Source organism: Avibacterium paragallinarum (assembly GCF_011765605.1).
Lineage (GTDB): Bacteria > Pseudomonadota > Gammaproteobacteria > Enterobacterales > Pasteurellaceae > Avibacterium > Avibacterium paragallinarum.
Map to the genome: position 1 here is coordinate 2,464,186 of NZ_CP050316.1, position 20,020 is coordinate 2,484,205.

Consider the following 20,020-nt stretch of genomic DNA (forward strand, 5'->3'; position numbering starts at 1 on the left):
TTTATTTCAACGCCCCTTGCAAACGACCTTTATTTTCGCTCAATAATTGCACCGCACTTGGATAATCCAGATCTGCCAGCAACATTAAGATGGCCACTTTGGCGTTATTGTGGGCGGCAGTGAGGGCTTGTTGGGCTTGTTCTGCAGTGCAATCGGTGGCTTGCATGACAATGCGAGTAGCACGTGCCACTAATTTTTGATTGCTGGCTTGCACGTCCACCATTAAATTTTGGTAGCATTTGCCCATTAGCACAAAACTTGCGGTGGTGAGCATATTCAGCACCAATTTTTGTGCTGTGCCCGATTTCAAACGGCTCGAACCCGTCAGCACTTCCGCACCGACAACAGGAGTAATGGCAATATCCGCCACCTGAGTCATCGGTGAATTGGCGTTGCTAGCAATGGCGACCGTGGTTGCCCCTAAGGATTTCGCATAATCTAAACCGCCTAGCACATAAGGTGTACGACCACTGGCAGCAATACCAACTAAAATATCTTGAGCCGAAAAATCAATTTCTTGCAAATTTTCTACCGCACTTTGTGGATTATCTTCCGCTCCTTCAATGGGGTGACGTAAAGCACGTTCGCCACCCGCAATAATGCCTTTCACCATTTCGGGGCAAACGCCAAATGTAGGCGGACATTCGGATGCATCAAGCACGCCTAAACGACCGCTTGTTCCCGCACCGAGATAAACCAGCCGACCGCCGTGCTGAAAGGCGTGGACGATTTTCTCCACCGCCGTGGCAATTTGTGGCAAGCATTTTTCGATAGCCAACGGCACGTTTTTGTCCTCCGCATTCATTAGTTGCACAATTTCTAACGCAGAAAGCTCATCCAAATTCATTGAGTTTGGATTACGTTGTTCCGTGCTAAGTTGCGACAGTTGATTGAGTAATTGGTTGTCTTTCATTTTTTATCTCTTTAGTTTCAGCGAACCCATAGGAGCCTCTAGGGGAAGTGCGGTAAGAAAGTTGCCTATTTTTTCCTATAATTATTTTCAAAACATCTAAAGTGACTTGTTTTTTACCAACCTCAGATTATTTTGACATAATGCAAAAAGTATTTAGCTTTGAGGTTGGGAGAGTATCTACGAGTGATTGGATAATTTCGTCTTATAAAAATGCGATATCAAAGATATTCCAATAATAAAAGAGCGGTAAAAAATAACACTTTTTTACACTTTTTCGATCTTCTCTTTGTAATGCTGACGGCATACGGATACATAGTGGTTATTGCCGCCGATTTGAATTTGGCTGCCTTCTTTCACCACTTCGCCTTGGTCATTTAAACGCAAGACAAAATTGGCTTTGCGGCCGCAGTGGCAGATGGTTTTGAGTTCTTCCAGTTGATCCGCCCACGCCAGTAAATATTGGCTGCCTTCAAATAATTCTGCTTGGAAATCGGTGCGTAAGCCGTAGCACAGTACGGGGATATGCAATTTATCCACGACATCGCTAAGTTGGTAAACCTGTGCTTTGGTGAGGAATTGGGCTTCATCGACCAAAATACAATGCAGCTTTTCTTGCTCCAAATGGTCAGCGATGTCAAGGAAGAGATCCGTTTCTTTGTGGAACAGTTTAGCTTGTTGGCTAATGCCGATCCTTGAGGTTACTTTGCCGACACCAAAGCGGTCGTCAATGGCTGCGGTGTAAACCAGCGTGTTCATTTGACGCTCGCGGTAGTTGTAGTCGGATTGTAGCAAGGTGGTGGACTTGCCCGCGTTCATTGTTGAATAATAAAAATACAGTTTTGCCATAATTAAAGTGCGGTTATTTTGTGAGCCATTTCCAGATGAAATAAAAAAGTAATGCGGTGAGCGACGGTAAGGCGGCGAGCATAAAAATGCCGACCGTTGTGCCTTGCCCCACCCATTCGCCCGCGAGGGTTAGGTAATCCACGATTTGCGATGAGGGGAGGGTAAATAAGGCAATGGCAATGAGGAGTAGCATTAAGGCACAGCCGATCCCCGCGGCACGAATGGCAGAAGAATGAGATTGTTGCATAATTTTTCCTTTTTAAATGTGAATTTCAGTTAAATCCGTCATTGCCCAACGGGGTTTCACTTCGATTTCTAGCGGTGAACTTTCCCCTTGTTTGAGGCGTAAAAAACCTGTGTAGGCAATCATTGCCCCGTTATCGGTGCAAAATTGCGGTTGTGGATAGAACACTTCGCCGCCCAGTTGTGCCATTAATTCGGCGAGAGATTGGCGTAGTTGCTGATTGGCACTTACGCCGCCTGCTATCACAAGGCGTTTAAAGCCTGTTTCTTTTAAGGCTCGGCGACATTTTATTGCAAGGGTTTCCACCACTGCTTGTTGGAATGCGTAGGCAATATCCGCTTTGGTTTGTGCGGTTAGTTCTCCCTCTTCTTTGATCGCTTGCTGAATGGTGTTGGCGGCAAAAGTTTTTAAGCCAGAGAAGCTGAAATCTAGCCCTGGGCGATCAGTCATTGGGCGTGGAAAGATAAAGCGATTTGGCGTGCCTTGTTGAGCAAGACGGGCTAAGGCTGCCCCTCCAGGGTAATCTAAACCAAGCAATTTTGCGGTTTTGTCGAAGGCTTCACCAGCGGCATCATCAATGCTTTCGCCCAACACTTCATAGCTGCCAACCCCATCAACGCGGACGAGCTGAGTATGCCCGCCCGAAACCAATAAGGCGACAAAAGGAAAGTGCGGTGCATTTTCTTCCAACATTGGGGCGAGCAAATGCCCCTCCATATGGTGTATGCCGATAGCTGGCACGTTCCACGCATAAGCCAGTGAACGTGCAATGGTTGAGCCAACCAATAATGCCCCCACCAAGCCTGGCCCGCAGGTGTAGGCGATACCATCGATGTCTTCAGGGCTGAGATTGGCTTCTTGCAATGCCGCTTGAATTAACGGCGTGGTTTTGCGGATATGATCGCGTGAGGCTAGCTCTGGCACAACGCCGCCGTAATCGGCGTGTAAGGCAATTTGGGTGTAAAGCTGGTTGGCGATTAAGCCTTTTTCTTCGTCATAAATCGCCACGCCCGTTTCATCACAGGAGGTTTCAATGCCTAAAATTCGCATTCTGTTCTCTACTCAAACTAAAAAATGTGGCGGAGATTTTACCCTGTTTAGCCCATTTTCACCAGTTACCGCCAAGATTATCCCCCTTTTCTCCCTAAATTTCTCGCTTTGCGAGGAAAAAATCGGATCTTTTCTTTGCTTTTGCGATAAATTTAGATTAAAATTCCGACCCTTATTTATTTGAATAAGCCGTTTGATCGAAACGGTTACTAAATTTTGCAAAATATTAATCAATATTGAGGTGATGGCTTATGCCTATAATTAAAGTTCGTGAAAATGAATCCTTTGACGTAGCATTACGTCGTTTTAAACGCTCTTGCGAAAAAGCAGGAATTTTAGCGGAAGTTCGTAGCCGTGAATTCTACGAAAAACCAACCACAATTCGTAAACGTGAAAACGCAACCCGTGCAAAACGCCACGCAAAACGTGTTGCTCGTGAAAATGCACGCAATGTACGTTTATACTAATTAAAAATTTTTTAATTAAACTCGAGTTAAGCAAGCCGTGAAACCTGTTGGAATCACGGTTTTGTTGTTTTAATCTCTCATCATCATTGCAAAAAAACACCACAAAAATACACCGCACTTTTGTGAAAGTGTGTAAGGGTTATCAAACAAAGCGAGGGAGCAAGATGGCAAATCATATTCCACGTTCATTTATTGATGATGTTTTAGCCAGAACCGATATTGTTGAGTTGATCAACTCACGCGTCAAACTGAAAAAAGCGGGGCGTGAATATCAGGCTTGTTGCCCATTTCATCACGAGAAAACCCCCTCCTTCACCGTTAGTCCGAAAAAGCAGTTTTACCATTGTTTTGGTTGTCACGCACACGGCAATGCGATCAGCTTTTTGATGGAATATGACAAACTTGAGTTTATTGAGGCGGTGGAAGAACTGGCTGCAATGCAGGGCTTGGAAATTCCTTACGAAAAATCACCGCACTTTAATGGCAAAGATCACAACACGCAGAGCAATTATCGGAGCAAAAAAGATCTGTTCCAATTAATGCAGGAAATCGCCCAGTTTTATCATCAGCAACTGCCCTCGCATCTGCCTGCTCAAGCCTATTTACAGCAACGCGGTTTGTCGGCAGAGGTGATCGATCGTTTTCAAATTGGCTTCGCCCCAAATCAATTTAATGCGGTGCTAAAACAATTTGGGCGTAATGCGGAAGAACGGCAGAAATTGTTTGATGTGGGAATGCTTTCCCGCAATGAAAAGCAGGACGTTTACGATCGCTTTCGTAACCGCGTGATGTTCCCCATTCGTGATCGGCGTGGACGCACTATCGCTTTTGGCGGACGGGTGCTGAATGATGAAAAGCCGAAGTATCTCAACTCGCCTGAAAGCCACACTTACCACAAAGGCAACCAGCTTTACGGGCTGTTTGAGGCGTTGCAGGTGAATGATAGCCCTGACACCTTGCTGATTGTGGAGGGCTATATGGACGTGGTGGCACTGGCACAATTCGGCATTGATTATGCGGTGGCTTCTTTAGGCACAGCAACCACCCCCGAGCAAATTCAACTCGCGTTTCGCTCAACGGAACAGATCATTTGTTGTTATGATGCGGATCGTGCGGGGCGTGATGCGGCGTGGCGAGCCTTAGAAAATGCCTTGCCTTTCTTAGAAGATGGGCGGCAAATGAAGTTTATTTTTTTGCCTGACGGTGAAGATCCCGATACCTTCATTCGGCAATATGGCAAAGAGGGCTTTGAAAATTACATCAGCCAAGCTCAATCTCTGAGCGAATTTATGTTTTCCACCCTGAGTACGCAAGTGGATTTTTCTTCCAAAGAGGGGAAAACAAAGCTGGCGGCGTTGGCTGTGCCGTTGATCAATCGCATTGCGGGCGAAATGCTCCGTTTATCCTTGCGGAAAACCTTAGCCCAGAAATTAGGGGTGTTTGATCAAACTCAGTTGGAACAGTTGATCCCAACCAAATTGGAAAATGCCACTACGCACAATCCACCGCCGATGAGAAAAACGCCAATGCGTTTGCTCATCGCCCTTTTGGTGCAAAACCCTGAGCTGAGCCAATTTGTGCCAAATCTAGAAGCATTAAAAACCTTACAAGAGCCCGGCTTAAATTTGTTTGAAAAACTGACCGCACTTTGTCGTGAAAAGGTGGGCATCACCACAGGGCAGATTTTGGAATATTGGCGAGATACGGAACATTTTCGCCCCCTTGAAATTTTGGCGACGTGGGATCATTTAGTTGATGAGGAAAAAATCGGGGAAACTTTTCGCGAAACCTTAAAATTCTTCTTTCTTCAAGTGATCGATAAAAATATTGAGGGCTTGATCGCCAAAGAACGAACCGAGGGGCTTACCCCACAAGAAAAACACACGCTGGCTCAATTATTACAGAAAAAGCAGCAAAATAAATAGTTAATCAGTACCAACAGTGATAAAATCAAGCGTATTTTATCTTCCATAATTACACATCGAGGCGGATACATTATATGGATATGGAGCAAAATCCACAATCTCAGTTAAAATTGTTAATCGCACAGGGGAAAGAGCAAGGCTATTTAACCTATGCCGAAGTGAACGACCACTTGCCAGAAGAACTTGTTGATGCGGATCAGATCGAAGATATTATTCAGATGATCAATGATATGGGTATTCAAGTGCTGGAAACTGCACCTGATGCCGATGATTTGATGCTAAATGAAAATATTACCGATGAAGATGCAGTAGAAGAAGCGACTCAAGTATTATCAAGCGTAGAAGCAGAAATCGGGCGAACTACCGACCCTGTGCGTATGTATATGCGTGAAATGGGCAGTGTGGAGCTTTTAACCCGAGAAGGTGAAATTGATATTGCAAAGCGGATCGAAGAAGGAATTAATGAAGTTCAAACGGCGATTGCAGCTTACCCAGAAGCATTGAATGATTTACTTAGACAATATGCACTGGTTGAAGAAGGGGGAATGCGTCTGGCTGACATCATCACTGGATTTGTTGACCCTAACGCAGTAGTTGAAGAAACAACAGATGAAACTGATGTGCTGTCTGAGGACGATGAAGAAAGCGTGGTTTCTACCTCAATTGAAGAAGAGGAAGAAGACGAAGAAGGCGATGATAGTGGCACTTCCGATGATAGTGATACAGACAATGCGATTGATCCTGAAGTGGCACGGGAAAAATTTACCGCATTAAAAATGCAACATCAAAAAACCTTAGAGGCGATTGTTAAGCACGGTCGTCATAAAAAACAAGCTCGCGATCAAATCCAAGTGTTGGCTGAGATTTTCACTCAATTCCGCTTAGTGCCGAAACAATTTGATGTGCTTGTGCTAGCAATGCGTAATATGATGAAGCGAGTTCGTCAGCAAGAACGCCATATTCAAAAAATGGCAGTTGATAATGCTAGAATGCCAAAAGGAATGTTTCAAAAAGAATTTATTGGGCACGAAACCAAAGAGGCTTGGTTAGACAAAGCTCTCAATGCAGGTAAAGGCTGGTCAGAAAAATTAGCTCAATATGAAGTGCAAATTCGCCAATCTATCGAAAATTTGATTCAAATTGAACAAGAAACAGGGCTAACTATCGCACAAATTCGCGATATTTGTGATGCGGTTTCACAAGGGGAATTAAAAGCTCGCCGTGCGAAAAAAGAAATGGTTGAGGCGAACTTGCGTTTGGTGATTTCTATTGCGAAAAAATATACCAACCGCGGTTTGCAATTCTTAGACTTGATCCAAGAAGGGAATATTGGATTGATGAAAGCGGTGGATAAATTTGAATATCGCCGTGGATATAAATTCTCAACCTATGCCACTTGGTGGATTCGTCAAGCAATTACCCGTTCAATTGCCGACCAAGCAAGAACCATTCGTATCCCAGTGCATATGATTGAAACGATTAATAAGTTGAATCGTATTTCTCGTCAAATGTTGCAAGAAATGGGACGCGAAGCCTCGCCTGAAGAGCTGGCGGAAAGAATGGGAATGCCTGAGGAAAAAATTCGCAAAGTCCTCAAAATCGCCAAAGAGCCGATTTCAATGGAAACCCCAATCGGTGATGACGACGATTCCCATTTAGGCGATTTTATTGAAGATAACACCCTTGAATTACCGTTAGATTCAGCTACGGCACAAAGCCTAAAAGCGGCTACCCACGAAGTCCTAGAAGGTTTAACCCCACGCGAGGCAAAGGTGCTAAGAATGCGTTTTGGGATTGATATGAACACCGACCATACACTTGAAGAGGTAGGTAAACAATTTGATGTAACTCGTGAACGTATCCGTCAAATTGAAGCTAAAGCTTTGCGTAAATTACGCCACCCAAGTCGCTCAGAAACCCTGCGGAGTTTCTTAGACGAATAGTTATCATAAAAAAGCTCGGTTAAATGATCGGGCTTTTTTGTTCAAATTTAAATCGTATAAATTTACTAATTATAGACTTTGTAAATTTATTTCACTATAATCAACTTCGTTTTAGCCCCCATAGCTCAGCGGTCAGAGCAGACGACTCATAATCGTTTGGTCGCTGGTTCAATCCCAGCTGGGGGCACCACTTTTCCACTTAGTTAGTTTTCAAATTTTACTCACCTTAGTATTTTTTTTAATAGCATTTCTCTTAAAATAAATAGCTGATATTTGTTGCTAGGTATATTTCTTTCCAATGATGTTTACCGAAATGGTATGCTGTTCTTAATTGAATATTCCAATGTTTTGAAAGACTATTTGTTAACATTAATGCGAATTCTTTAGTATTTTTTCCACCTGCAATTTTATAATTTTTATTTTCTGAAGTAAGGTATGAATTATTAAACTTGTGAAACCAGTTAAATTCTAAATATGATTGAAGATTTAATGTTTGAATGACGTAGTTTAATTTTATACCTAATCTATTTTTTAGCTGATTTTTATGTTTTATCTCTTTTATCCATAAAGGCATCTTTAAATGAGAGTAAATCAGTTGCTCCTCTATTTGAATATTTAGTGCATTATTTAAGATAGGGTAATGAATTCCATATTCTAGAGAAAATTGTATATTTTTACTTTTATAGTGAGTATTTTCCTCATTAGTAGAAAGCTTATGAGTAAATTGATTCATCACTAAGTAACTATCAAAATAGTGATTTTCTTTCAAATAATTGGCATATAAACCTAATCCAAGTCCAGTAGTTTTTATAGTTGTAATAGCTTCATTAAATACTTTACTTTTTTGTGATCCTATATTCAAAATCAATCCAAAATTTATACCATAATTTTTTCCGTTATAGTGGAGTAATTGATTGGCTATTTGTAAAGTATTTTTGTTTGTATCAATATGTCCTTCGGCTTGCTCAATAGAGTAATGTCCTTGCTTATTTGTATACATTACCCAAAATTTCTGTTTGGGTGTATTAATTAGAGAAAGATAACGATCCGAGAATTTGAAAAAGAATAGATTCTGATTTGCATCTAAATTAGCAAGATGACTAAGTATATGAGCTGGTATTATGCTGTCTTGAATCAAATACCAATTATTCCCCGTATTTTCATTAACTAATTTAAGACGGTATTTATTTTTCCTACGCGGAGAAAGATAGAAACTATCATTTGTTGATTTACTTGTTTGAATGAGTTTTAAAGGGGATTTTAAGGTAGAGTTTGGTGGTATCTTTAAAATAATACTTGTTGTTCCGCGAGCTTCTCCTCGAATAATCATTCGACTTTGATCTGTATAATTGATGATAGGAATATCTATTTCGATGTTTCCATTTTCTCCCGTATAATGACCACTGATTTCAAGAGCGGAATTGTTATTAAGTGCAGATTGTTTTAGAACTAATGTTCCTTGGTTAATTAAATTTCCTTCTAAGGTAGTATTTCTATAAGTAATCAAATTTGCTGATGAATGAACAGTGATATCTTTAAATTGCCAATTTTTTGCGGTTAATTCCCAGCTTCCATAAATATCTAAATATTCAAAGTTATTATATTTATCAGAAGATAACACTTTGTTTTGATCAAATAATATTAATCGGGAATTATCGCTTTGAATATTAATATTTCCTGTTATTTCATTTTCATCACTTAACAGTATAGTGATAGTAGAAGCGGTTGCACTTAGGTTTCCCTCGAGTTTTCCTTTTTGTAAGTCGATATTCGAAACTTCCTGTGAGGTTAGGATAACGTCACTTTTGATTTTGCCGATATTTTTAAAATCTAACTTATTCTGAGCTATTATATTGATATTTTGACCGGATATATTCCCTTTATTTTCAAATTTTGTATTATTACCATTTAAATATAATATTGAATTTTTGCTAATAATCTCCCCTCCTTCTAAATTCAGAAAAATCATATCTTTATCTGCCATCGCAACTATTGCATTATTTCTAGAATTACGGCTTTCGATATGCCCATTATTTCTTAAGATAGCTGTATCAGATGCTCGGATATTTATTGGTGCAGGGGAATGTTCTGTATTGAAAATTTGACCTGTATTCTGCAAAAATAGATTACGGCTTAGGCTCCAAATACCGTATTCATTATAATGTGTACCTTTATTTAATAATGTTCCCATATTTTCAATATATACTAAGCCAGTAGTAGGATTCCAAAAACCAGAAAAAATATTCGAGCGGCTTGATAAATGTCCAGAGTTTCTGATGCGAATGTTTTTTATGCGGGCATTCGAATAGATAATGTACTCTCTATGATCAATGTTGGCTGAGTTAGTATAGCTTGTACTTTTATCAGCTACTGTTCCAGCTCGTTTAGGAGAATCTACCGTGCTAATGATTTCTTGATCATAATGAATAGCATTTTCCATTCTTTTGAGTTCTTGTATTTTTTCAAGAATTTCTTCATCAAGCGAAGAGGCATGCAGTGAGTAAGGCGTTAACAAGAGTAAGCTTAGAGAAATAGCAAGAGAAGCATAGAAAATAAATTTATCTTGAATGTACATAATGATATCTCCTTAAGATAATTTCAATAATTACCAATTTGGAGGTATTGCATTGGTATATGATGAATTTAGCATTCAATTCAATTCAATTCAATTCAATTGGCTATTTCTAGAACAATAGTCGTTTAAGTTTAAAATAAAACAAGGGGAATTTACATACGGTATTGAAGTAATCCAGCGTTATTGCTATTTATTGTGAGATTGCCTTGTTTTATTTTAAACTTAAACGACTATAGTTGCTCATAAAACAATCAATGAATTGTAGGTAGGATAAATAGATAAGGGTACAAAGCTTGAGCAAGAAAAACCGCCTTGGCTTTAACTAACCTAAGGCGGTTTAGAAAATTAACGTAACCCTAGCTCAAAGATCAATGATTCAGCTTGGCAGCTAAAGGTGAAATCAGCAGTGAGGAGGAAGCCCTGTTCTACAGGTGTAATTTGAGATTGAATTTCACAAGGCTCTGTTGCCGCATTTTGGGCTTTTTCGCTAAATTGTGCTAAAGCGGTTTGTGCTTCTGCTTCTGTGGCATAAACACGTTCAATGTGGCTGGTGCAGTTGCTGTTGTCGATAATGGTGCCAACATCAAAGGTGTTGCAGCCTACGCATTCTACGGGATTCTCTTTTTTCATTTTATGACTCCTATTTTTTATAAATGGAAAAAGTGCGAAATTTTACACCGCACTTTATGTTATGCAAAAAGAGCGATAGGCAGCCCCATCGCTCGTCATATTAATTATACATCATAAGTAGTTGATGCCGTGTTACCGCCGCGTCCTGTCCAGTTGGTGTGGAAGAACTCACCGCGTGGTTTGTCTTTGCGTTCATAGGTGTGCGCACCGAAATAATCACGCTGTGCTTGTAAAAGATTAGCAGGCAAGTTTGCTGAGGTGTAGCCATCTAAGAAAGTGATGGCAGAGGCCATACAAGGCATTGGAATGCCCACTTCAATGGATTTCGCCACCACTTTACGCCAGTCGCCTAAAGCGTTTTCCAAGATGTTTTTGAAGTATGGATCTGAGCCTAAGAAAATCAGATCTGGGTTAGCTTCATAAGCATCACGGATATTGCCTAAGAAGCGGCTACGAATGATACAACCTTCACGCCATAATAAGGCCGTTGCACCGTAGTTAATGTTCCAACCAAAGTTTTCTGAGGCCTCACGGATCAGCATAAAGCCTTGTGCGTATGAAATAATTTTTGACGCGAGTAGGGCTTTGCGTACCGCTTCGATCCAAACTTGTTTATCTCCTTCCACTGGTTGAATGGTTTTGTGGAATAATTTTGCTGCGGCAACACGTTGCTCTTTAAATGAAGACACGCAACGAGCAAACACAGATTCGGTGATTAAGGTTAATGGAATACCGAAATCAAGAGCGTTAATCCCCGTCCATTTACCTGTTCCTTTTTGTCCTGCAGTGTCTAAGATTTTTTCTACTAATGGCTCGCCATCGGCATCTTTATAACCAAGAATATCGGTGGTGATGTCGATTAAGTAGCTATCTAGCTCGGTTTTTTTCCATTCTGCAAAGATTTTTTGCATTTCGTCATAGCTTAAACCTAAGCCATCTTTTAAGAATTGATAGGCTTCACAGATAAGTTGCATATCGCCGTATTCAATGCCGTTATGCACCATTTTCACGAAATGGCCCGCACCTTCTTGACCAACCCAATCACAGCAAGGCTCACCTTTGTCGGTTTTGGCAGAGATCGCTTGTAGGATAGGTTTTACATAAGGCCAAGCTTCTGCGTTACCACCCGGCATAATTGATGGCCCGTGACGCGCGCCTTCTTCACCGCCAGATACGCCAGCACCCACAAAGCGAATGCCTTTTTCCGCCAATTCTTTCACGCGGCGGTTGGTGTCTGGATAGTTTGAGTTTCCACCATCAATAATGATGTCGCCTTCTTCTAAATAAGGTAGTAAGGCGTTGATGAATTGATCAACCACCTCACCCGCGCGCACCATTAGCATCACTTTGCGAGGTTTTTCCAGCTTGTTCGCCAAATCCTCTAGGGAATATGCCCCGATAATATTTGTGCCTTTGGCTGGTCCTTCTAAGAACTCGTCCACTTTTGAGGTGGTACGGTTATACGCCACCACTTTAAAGCCGTGGTCGTTCATATTTAAAATTAAGTTTTGTCCCATTACCGCTAAACCGATAACGCCGATATCGCCTTTTTGACTCATAACTTTACTTTCTCCTGTTTCGTTATAATCTGTTGCTTGCCTTTTTAGGCTAGGTTGATGAAATCTGTTGTTGAATCACAACAGATTTCTGCAAAATAATTTGCTGAAATTCTGTTGATGTTGCTGCCCAATCCACAATATCCACTTGCCAAGGTAAATCACTTTCTGAAAACGCATTTTCCACTTCGTATAGCGTCCTTAAAGAAAGGGGCTGTGTTGTCATCACCACCAAATCAAGATCTGAAAAGGGGCGAGCCGTGCCTTTTACCCTTGAGCCAAAGGCTCGTACTTCATATTCACTCAAATAAGTGCGGAGGATTTTTTCCACAATTTCAAGATGTTGGGGTTGAATATCAATCATCGTTATTACGCTGTTGTAATTGGTTGAGCAAGTTTTTGGCAGAAGCTAAAAAACCGATCATTTGTTCATAAACTTGCTGAGCCTTATTTTGATCGTAAGTGTGCAAGGTGATATTTCGCATTTTACGATAGAGCAGCCAATCTTCCACTTGCTCAATCAAGCCTACTTTGGCACTCAAACGTAAAATATCACGGAAATCTGCACTGTCAATTTCATCGGGAGCTTCGGCGAACAGCTTTAATTGGCGTTTCATCATCTTGATACTTAGCTCATAAACAAATTCAAATTTTTGAATGCAACCAGCGATAAGGGTGTCTTGCACAATGTTTTCTTGTGTGGCAAACCATTGCTTATCCGCCAGTTTGGCTAAGGTCATTTCAAGTGAGTTAAACGCTTTTTCTAACGCTGAAAGATCCAGTTGTTCCATTTATTTTCCCAATAAAAATTTCCCAAAAAATCACCGCACTTTCATTTTATTACAACAACTTCGCCGCGTCTTTATCCAAATACCACTCGGTTACGCCGTTTTTCGCCTTAATTTTTGCGGCGGGGTAAGGCAGATTTTCTGCGGGCGTACTTTGGATTTCTTTTAAAATTTCCGCTTTCGCTGCACCGGTTACCAAATAGGTAATGCGTTTGGCTTGCTCGATCAATTTTGCGGTTTTGGAAATTCGCACTTGTCCTGTTTCTGGGCGTTTGGCGATCACTGCTAAATTTTCGTCATCAAAATTGGTTTGATGCGGGAATAATGAGGCGGTATGCCCATCTGCACCCATTCCTAAAATAATCCAATCAAAAACGCCGTCAGAAATGACCGCACTTAATTCCTGTTGAAAGCGTGCAAGCTCTTGCTCCACAGGGGCTTCGCCACGAATGCGATGAATGTTTTCCGCAGGAATAGCAATATGATCGAACAATAATTTTTGCACTTCGCCATAGTTGCTTTCAGGATCAGAGGGATCAACCATTCGATCATCGCCCCACCAAAAATGCAGGTTTTGCCATTGAATGGCTTGGTTGTACGGTGCTGCTGCCAAGGTTTTAAACAAAAGTTTTGGCGTGCTGCCGCCTGAAAGGGAAATATGCACGGGGCGACCTTCAAGGCTGTATTGTTTAAGCTCGTCAGCGATTTTTTCTACCGCACATTGTGCATTGTCAAAAATAACGGTGTTCATTGTATTCTCCAAAATTTTCCCACCGCTCCCCGCCACGAAGAGCAATGGGAGCAATGATGAGAAACGGGGTTAAACTTTTTTCTTCATTAAACCGCTCGGTTTACGCCAAACCCGTCCTGTGCGTGCAATGAGTTTGTCTGCTTCTGTTGGCCCCCAAGTTCCCGCTTCGTATTCATAAATACGACCGCGCGCGGCTTTGTAATCCAAAATCGGCTGCACAAATTTCCAACAGGCGTGTACGGCGTCCGTACGTGCAAAGAGGGTGGCATCACCTTTCATTGCATCAAGCAATAAACGGTCGTAAGCGCTTAATAAACTTGGTTGTGCTAGATCTGCATAGCGGAAATCCATTGACACTTCTTTGGCTTCAAAGCCTGCACCCGGTTTTTTCAATCCGAAACGCATTGAAATGCCCTCGTCAGGCTGAATGCGGATAATCAATTTATTTTCAGGTGCGTTTTGGCTAAACACCGGGTGTGGCGTGGTTTTGAAATGGATCACCACTTCCGTAACCCGTGCAGGCAAGCGTTTTCCGCTCCGAACATAAAACGGCACACCTGCCCAACGCCAGTTGTCGATTTCGCAACGCAAGGCGAGATAGGTTTCCGTGGTAGAATCAGGAGGCACGCCTTTTTCTTCAAGGTAGCCTTTCACTTCTTTGCCATCAATGAAACCACGGGTGTATTGACCTAGCACTAAGTTATTTTTTACATCTTCTTCGCTTAATGGGTGTAGGCAGTGCAATACTTTCGCCACTTCATCACGCATAGAATCCGCATTAATAATCGCAGGGGGTTCCATTGCAATCATCGCTAACACTTGCAAGAGGTGGTTTTGGAACATATCACGCATCGCCCCTGAGCCATCATAATAGCCACCGCGTTCTTCCACGCCGAGTTGCTCCGCCCCAGTGATTTCCACATAATCAATAAAATTGCGATTCCATAATGGTTCAAACAAGCCATTAGAAAAACGCAACACGAGCAAATTTTGCACTGTTTCTTTGCCGAGATAATGGTCGATACGGTAAATTTGATGCTCTTCAAAGAAGCGGTGAATTTGAATATCTAAGGTTTTCGCGGTTTTGATGTCGTAACCAAATGGTTTTTCTACGATCAAACGCTTCCAGCCATATTCTTCCGTATTTAGCCCGTGAGCGGCAAGGCATTCAGGGATCACGCCATATAAACTTGGCGGGGTGGACATATAATAAAGCGTGTTGCCAGCGGTTTGATATTTATCGTGTAATTCATCAAGGCGTGGCACGAGTTTTCCGTAGTCGGTAGCGTCAGAGGTGTTTAAGGCTTGATAGTAAAGATGGCTACAAAACTCATCAAGTTGCTCACCGCTTGCTTTTTCGCTTTTGACTAGTGCTTGACGCATTTTTTCGCGAAATTCTTCGTCTGTCATCACCGTTCTTGCCACGCCAAGCACGGAAAAATGTTGGTCTAAACGGCCTAATTTATACAAATTGTAAAGGGCGGGGATTAATTTGCGGTGCGTGAGATCGCCCGATGCCCCAAAAATCACGATACAATTTCGTTCTGCATTCAGATTATTCATAATGTTCCTACATCTGTTAAAAATTGTTGCTCAATAATATGCCTAAATAGGCGAAATTACCAATAGTTCTGATTAATTAAATTGAAAGACATCGTGCCAGTTTCGCTGACGATTTGCCACCATCACGAAATCAGGATTGACTAAGGTTTCCCGCTGATTATAAGTGAGTGGCTGAAAATGACGATCAAAAATACCACCGCCCATTTCCGCTAAAATAATTTCTGCCGCTGCCGTATCCCATTCGCCTGTTTCGCCTAACCGCACATAGCAATCCGCCGATCCTTCTGCCACCAACGCACTTTTAATCCCGCTTGAACCGATGATATGGAAATCATAAGAAAAAATCGGGTTCAACACAGACCCCACTTTCTTTGCCGCCGAGTGTGAACCGACGGCAATGCGGATCGGCTGTGTAAAATCAAGTGTTTGCGGTAAAAGTGCGGTGGTTTTGTGCGAGGTTTTTTTATACGCTCCGCTACCTTGCATCGCGTAATACGTGCTTTGCGATTGCGGGGAATGAATCACCCCAAGCATAGGGCGGTTGTGATGCACCAAAGCAATCAACACCGAAAAATTGCCTGTGCGATTAAGAAATTGCTGCGTGCCGTCTAAGGGATCGACCAGCCAATAAGTCTGCCATTGCTGCCGCTCCACAAAAGGCATCTTGCAACTTTCCTCTGACAATACGGGAAGCCGAGGGGTAAGTGCGGTGAGTTTTTCGATCAAAAATTGGCTCACAAACAAATCCGCTTCCGTTACGGGCGTATTGTCCGCCTTGAGTTCCGACTGAAGATTTTTGCCATAAAAATGATTGAGGTGATCGCCTGCCTGTTCGGCAAGCATTAATACCGATTGCAACAAAGAAGAATGAAGTAACACAACAGCGACCTAAACAATGAAACAATAGGGAGAGTATAACAAAGGGGCTAGCAAAGGGCAAAAGTGGGGGCAGTCTATAGTGGCTTGACCTTATGATGGCGGCGTATGTGATACGCCCCTGCAGTTGGTTGAATAATTCTTGTTTTATAAAAATAAAAAAATAGTGCGGTGCTTTTTAACGCTATTTTTTCTTAATTTTCTCAATACAAAAATAACGGTAAAAAACACCGCACTTTCGTTTTACTTTCAACATTCAAAGTGCGGTGGGATTTTTATGTATTTTTCGCACGTAGGACACGCAGGGCGTAGATGATCACGCCGAGAATGAAAACGGCTAATCCGAGCCATTCGGCGGTGCTGTCCCAGTTTTCTAATGAAAGCGCAAGCGGTGCATCTGAACCGCCAGAAGTAACAGAAGCGGCGATGATAAAGGCGAGAATTACGCCAATTAAGCTTTCCCCCACAATCAAACCTGCGGCGAATAAGGTGCCGTAGCGTTCTGCTTTTTTCTTCACATCATTAAGATTTTTACCGTTGCGTTGTGCATAAGTCGTTAAGTGTCGGTTGATAAACCAAGCTAGCACCGCCCCAATGACGATAGGCATATTTACAACTGGAGGTAAATAAATCCCCATTCCCACAGCGAGGGCAGGCAGGGCAAAGCGATTTTGGCTGACTTTTTTCAATAGTGTATCAATGATGATGAGGGCTAAGCCTAATCCGATCCCCATAAAGATATAACGCCATTCCAAATTACTGGAGAAAATGCCCGTTGCGATGGTGGTCATTAAGGTGGCTTGCGGTGCAGAAAGCGCTTGGCTTGGATCCATATCCGCTCGCGGTAATGCCCCTGTGAAGCCGTAGGCGTGGTAGAGAATTTCTAGCACGGGGGCGATGACGAACGCACCTACCACACAGCCGATAATTAATGCCACTTGTTGACGCCAAGGGGTGGCTTGCACCAACAACCCAGTTTTGAGATCTTGCAGGTTGTCGTTAGAAATTGCCGCGGTGGTGATGACGATTGAACCAGTGAAAATGGTCAATGCAGTGAGAAATTTCATTCCCTCTGGCGAGTCGATTAAGCCCGTCATTTTGCCGAGTAAGAATAAGGTGAGGGAGGTGATGACCACGGAAATAATCCCAATACCTGAGATTGGGCTAGATGATGATCCCACAAGCCCTGCCATATAACCACAGGCTGCGGCAACGAAAAAGCCGATAAACACCGCTAAGAAGGTACACACAATAACAAATAACAGGGCATATTCTGTAGCAATCGGTGCTTGTGCGATGAAGTGGTGAAGGGCCACCATAATCAAGGCGATTGCGGCGATTGTGATATAAATCATTGATTTAGGGGATAAATCAAGTTGTGTGCGATCATTGGTTTGTGCGGAAGGATCTTTTAACGCACGGAAAGATTGTGCCATTCCTTGGATCATCGGTTTCATTAACACCAGCAATGTCCAAATTGCAGCAATGCCGATGGTTCCCACACCGATAAAACGCACTTTACTTTTCCAAATACCCATCGCATAGCCCACCATATCCGCGTCCACAGGCATTGGTGAGGTGCTGGTGAAATAAGGTACGGCAACGCTCCAAGTGAGGAAAATTCCCACTAAAATGGCGATACCGCCCACAATTCCTACTAAATAACCTGCACCTAATAAGGCGAGGGAGAAGCCCATCGGCACTTGGAAAACGGCATTTCCCCCTTTAAACCACAGACTTGCACCATCGGCAATCAGGCGTAATCCATTGGTAGCAAAGCTCACCACGGCGGCAATCACACCACCTGCTGCGATCTCTTTAATGCCACTATCGCTTTTTCCTTCTTCGTGGTTGCCCGCTTTGAGAATTTCTGCAGCGGCAACGCCTTCTGGATAAGGTAAATCACTTTTTGCCACCATCACTTGGCGTAATGGCACGGTGAAAATCACCCCTAAAATCCCCCCAGCTGCACAAATTAATAAGGTTTGCCAAAAGGAAAAGTCTTGCCAGTATCCCATCATCAACAATCCTGGGATCACGAAAATCACTGAAGAAAGCGTACCCGCGGCTGAGGCTTGGGTTTGCACCATATTATTTTCTAAGATATTTGAACCTGAAAACATTTTCAGCACCGCCATTGATATTACTGCGGCAGGGATTGATGAGGCGAACGTCAGCCCCACTTTTAGCCCAAGATAAACATTTGATGCGGTGAAAATCACCGTAATTAACGCCCCTAAGAACATTCCGCGAAAGGTCAGCTCTTTCAAACTAGGCGAAGAAGTTGAATGTTGCATCGTTTTTTCCTCGATTTTGTTATAAAAATGCTTCATTCTATCTGAATTTTATTAGTTCGGATCAAATTTTTGTCTAAATCTTGTCTTATGGCATAAAATACGGAAAAAAACACCGCACTTTAAATATAAGGGGAAAAGCAAAATGGCAAAAAATTCTGCAAAGCAACGGGATAATAAAGAAGATAATGAGGTTCGCTTAGATAAATGGCTGTGGGCGGCGCGTTTTTATAAAACGCGAACCATTGCTAAAGAGATGATTGATGGCGGTAAGGTGCATTATAACAACCAGCGTACCAAGCCGAACAAAACAGTAGAAGTGGGGGCGTTGATTAAATTACGTCAAGGTAATGAAGAAAAAGAAGTGCAAGTGCTTGCCCTTTCCAACCAACGCCGAGGCGCACCAGAAGCGCAACTGTTGTATCAAGAAACAGCGCAAAGTGTGGAGAAACGAGAAAAGTTAGCACTGGCGCGTAAAAACAATGCCCTTTCAATGCCAAATCCTGAACGCCGTCCAAATAAAAAAGAGCGGCGAGATTTGCTTAAGTTTAAATATCAGGATTGATCTTGTGATCGGCAAAATCGTCCCAATATTAAGCCCATTGCCAAGTTGAGTGTGAGCATCGTGGGGAGCATATTCCTAAAGGTGAAATCTATTCTTTTCTTAATGCACTCAGCAAATGGTACAACCTAAAGATTTATTGAGGACAAAATGACATATCAAGCAGACAACGACAAACTTTACCGTTATCTATTTAAAAACCGCGCGGTGCGTGGTGAATGGGTGCGCTTAAATCAAAGTTTTAAAGATACTTTAAACACCCATCATTATCCGAAAGTGGTGCAAAACCTACTAGGTGAAATGATGGTGGCAACCAGTTTATTAACCGCGACATTAAAATTTGACGGCAGCATTACCGTGCAAATTCAAGGGGACGGCCCGCTCTCTTTGGCTTTAGTGAATGGTTCAGACGATCAAAAAATGCGTGCGTTGGCACGTTTGCAAGGCGAAGTGCGTGATGAAATGATCCTAAGCGAGCTTATCGGCAAAGGCGTGTTGGTCATCACTATTACACCTAATGAGGGCGAACGTTATCAAGGGGTTATCAGCCTTGACAAGCCGACAATCACGGAATGTTTAGAAGATTATTTTGTGCGTTCAGAGCAGTTACAAACCCAGCTTATTATCCGTACGGGCGAATTTAATGGCGAACCTGTGGCAGCGGGAATGTTATTGCAAGTAATGCCAGACGGCGTGGGCGAAGAAGGAGATTTTGAGCATCTTGCTACCCTCACCGCTACCGTGAAAGACGAGGAAATTTTCGGGCTAACTGCGGAAGAAATGCTTTATCGTTTATATCACGAAGAAACCGTGGAAATTTACCCCGCTCAGCAAGTTAGCTTTTTCTGCGGCTGCTCACCAGAGCGTTCGGGCGGGGCATTATTGCTCTTGCCAGAGACAGAAATTGACGAAATTCTCGCTGAACACAACGGCAGCATTGATATGCAATGCGAATGTTGTGGAACGCATTATTTCTTTAATAAAGAAGCGATTGAAAAATTGCGAAATGTAGCGGAATAAGACGGTGGAATAAGGAA

General features: G+C 42.4%; 18 protein-coding genes and 1 tRNA gene. 6 read left to right on the plus strand and 13 right to left on the minus strand.

Annotated features, from left to right (window positions below):
* Window position 1: 1 nt before the first annotated feature.
* The 4 genes from murQ to tsaD all read right to left on the minus strand — a co-directional run bounded on the left by murQ (window position 2) and on the right by tsaD (window position 3,053).
* On the minus strand, window positions 2-913 hold the full coding sequence (murQ, locus tag HBL79_RS11960) for an N-acetylmuramic acid 6-phosphate etherase (protein WP_035687459.1): 912 nt from the start codon (window positions 911-913) through the stop codon (window positions 2-4).
* Between the two features lie 264 nt (window positions 914-1,177).
* Window positions 1,178-1,759, minus strand: a complete 582-nt coding sequence (locus tag HBL79_RS11965; protein WP_017805197.1) for a thymidine kinase — start codon at window positions 1,757-1,759, stop codon at window positions 1,178-1,180.
* Window positions 1,760-1,772: 13 nt separating this feature from the next.
* Window positions 1,773-2,006 (minus strand): hypothetical protein, encoded by a 234-nt coding sequence (locus tag HBL79_RS11970; RefSeq protein WP_017805198.1) that lies wholly within the window; start codon window positions 2,004-2,006, stop codon window positions 1,773-1,775.
* 12 nt (window positions 2,007-2,018) lie between these two features.
* The gene (gene tsaD, locus HBL79_RS11975; protein WP_035687456.1) at window positions 2,019-3,053 is read right to left on the minus strand and encodes a tRNA (adenosine(37)-N6)-threonylcarbamoyltransferase complex transferase subunit TsaD; all 1,035 of its coding nucleotides are present in this window, start codon (window positions 3,051-3,053) and stop codon (window positions 2,019-2,021) included.
* Window positions 3,054-3,304: 251 nt separating this feature from the next.
* On the opposite strand from tsaD, the gene rpsU reads away from it, so the two are divergent.
* From rpsU to HBL79_RS11995, 4 genes are all read left to right on the plus strand, one after another.
* Complete coding sequence (gene rpsU, locus HBL79_RS11980) at window positions 3,305-3,520, plus strand: 30S ribosomal protein S21 (protein ID WP_035687453.1); 216 nt, start codon at window positions 3,305-3,307, stop codon at window positions 3,518-3,520.
* 164 nt (window positions 3,521-3,684) lie between these two features.
* Window positions 3,685-5,445, plus strand: a complete 1,761-nt coding sequence (dnaG, locus tag HBL79_RS11985; protein WP_035687451.1) for a DNA primase — start codon at window positions 3,685-3,687, stop codon at window positions 5,443-5,445.
* 80 nt (window positions 5,446-5,525) lie between these two features.
* On the plus strand, window positions 5,526-7,388 hold the full coding sequence (gene rpoD / locus HBL79_RS11990) for an RNA polymerase sigma factor RpoD (protein ID WP_035687513.1): 1,863 nt from the start codon (window positions 5,526-5,528) through the stop codon (window positions 7,386-7,388).
* 114 nt (window positions 7,389-7,502) lie between these two features.
* Window positions 7,503-7,578 (plus strand) — tRNA-Ile (locus tag HBL79_RS11995).
* A 63-nt stretch (window positions 7,579-7,641) separates the two neighbouring features.
* Here the strand turns inward: HBL79_RS11995 and HBL79_RS12000 are convergent.
* From HBL79_RS12000 to HBL79_RS12040, 9 genes are all read right to left on the minus strand, one after another.
* Entirely contained in the window at window positions 7,642-9,963 is a 2,322-nt protein-coding gene (locus tag HBL79_RS12000; RefSeq protein ID WP_035687450.1) for an autotransporter outer membrane beta-barrel domain-containing protein, read from the minus strand.
* Between the two features lie 345 nt (window positions 9,964-10,308).
* Window positions 10,309-10,593: a YfcZ/YiiS family protein gene (locus tag HBL79_RS12005; RefSeq protein ID WP_035687448.1), complete on the minus strand. Its 285-nt coding sequence runs from the start codon at window positions 10,591-10,593 to the stop codon at window positions 10,309-10,311.
* A 104-nt stretch (window positions 10,594-10,697) separates the two neighbouring features.
* Window positions 10,698-12,152, minus strand: coding sequence for a decarboxylating NADP(+)-dependent phosphogluconate dehydrogenase (gnd, locus tag HBL79_RS12010; RefSeq protein ID WP_035687446.1), 1,455 nt, complete (start codon window positions 12,150-12,152; stop codon window positions 10,698-10,700).
* Between the two features lie 49 nt (window positions 12,153-12,201).
* A complete protein-coding gene (locus HBL79_RS12015; protein ID WP_035687444.1) occupies window positions 12,202-12,513 on the minus strand; it encodes a nucleotidyltransferase family protein in 312 nt (103 codons plus the stop codon).
* Window positions 12,506-12,940, minus strand: a complete 435-nt coding sequence (locus tag HBL79_RS12020) for a nucleotidyltransferase substrate binding protein (protein WP_035687440.1) — start codon at window positions 12,938-12,940, stop codon at window positions 12,506-12,508. The genes HBL79_RS12015 and HBL79_RS12020 overlap by 8 nt, the downstream gene beginning before the upstream one ends.
* A 49-nt stretch (window positions 12,941-12,989) precedes the next feature.
* The gene (pgl, locus tag HBL79_RS12025; RefSeq protein WP_035687436.1) at window positions 12,990-13,688 is read right to left on the minus strand and encodes a 6-phosphogluconolactonase; all 699 of its coding nucleotides are present in this window, start codon (window positions 13,686-13,688) and stop codon (window positions 12,990-12,992) included.
* Window positions 13,689-13,757: 69 nt separating this feature from the next.
* Complete coding sequence (gene zwf / locus HBL79_RS12030) at window positions 13,758-15,251, minus strand: glucose-6-phosphate dehydrogenase (protein WP_174758216.1); 1,494 nt, start codon at window positions 15,249-15,251, stop codon at window positions 13,758-13,760.
* A gap of 72 nt (window positions 15,252-15,323) precedes the next feature.
* The gene (cysQ, locus tag HBL79_RS12035) at window positions 15,324-16,094 is read right to left on the minus strand and encodes a 3'(2'),5'-bisphosphate nucleotidase CysQ (RefSeq protein WP_046097267.1); all 771 of its coding nucleotides are present in this window, start codon (window positions 16,092-16,094) and stop codon (window positions 15,324-15,326) included.
* A 308-nt stretch (window positions 16,095-16,402) separates the two neighbouring features.
* Complete coding sequence (locus HBL79_RS12040) at window positions 16,403-18,424, minus strand: OPT family oligopeptide transporter (protein WP_035687430.1); 2,022 nt, start codon at window positions 18,422-18,424, stop codon at window positions 16,403-16,405.
* 142 nt (window positions 18,425-18,566) lie between these two features.
* Between HBL79_RS12040 and hslR the strand changes: the two genes are divergently transcribed.
* Together hslR and hslO are read left to right on the plus strand one after the other, a co-directional pair.
* Window positions 18,567-18,986, plus strand: coding sequence for a ribosome-associated heat shock protein Hsp15 (gene hslR / locus HBL79_RS12045; protein WP_035687427.1), 420 nt, complete (start codon window positions 18,567-18,569; stop codon window positions 18,984-18,986).
* 147 nt (window positions 18,987-19,133) lie between these two features.
* Window positions 19,134-20,003 (plus strand): Hsp33 family molecular chaperone HslO, encoded by an 870-nt coding sequence (gene hslO / locus HBL79_RS12050; RefSeq protein WP_035687425.1) that lies wholly within the window; start codon window positions 19,134-19,136, stop codon window positions 20,001-20,003.
* Window positions 20,004-20,020: the final 17 nt, after the last annotated feature.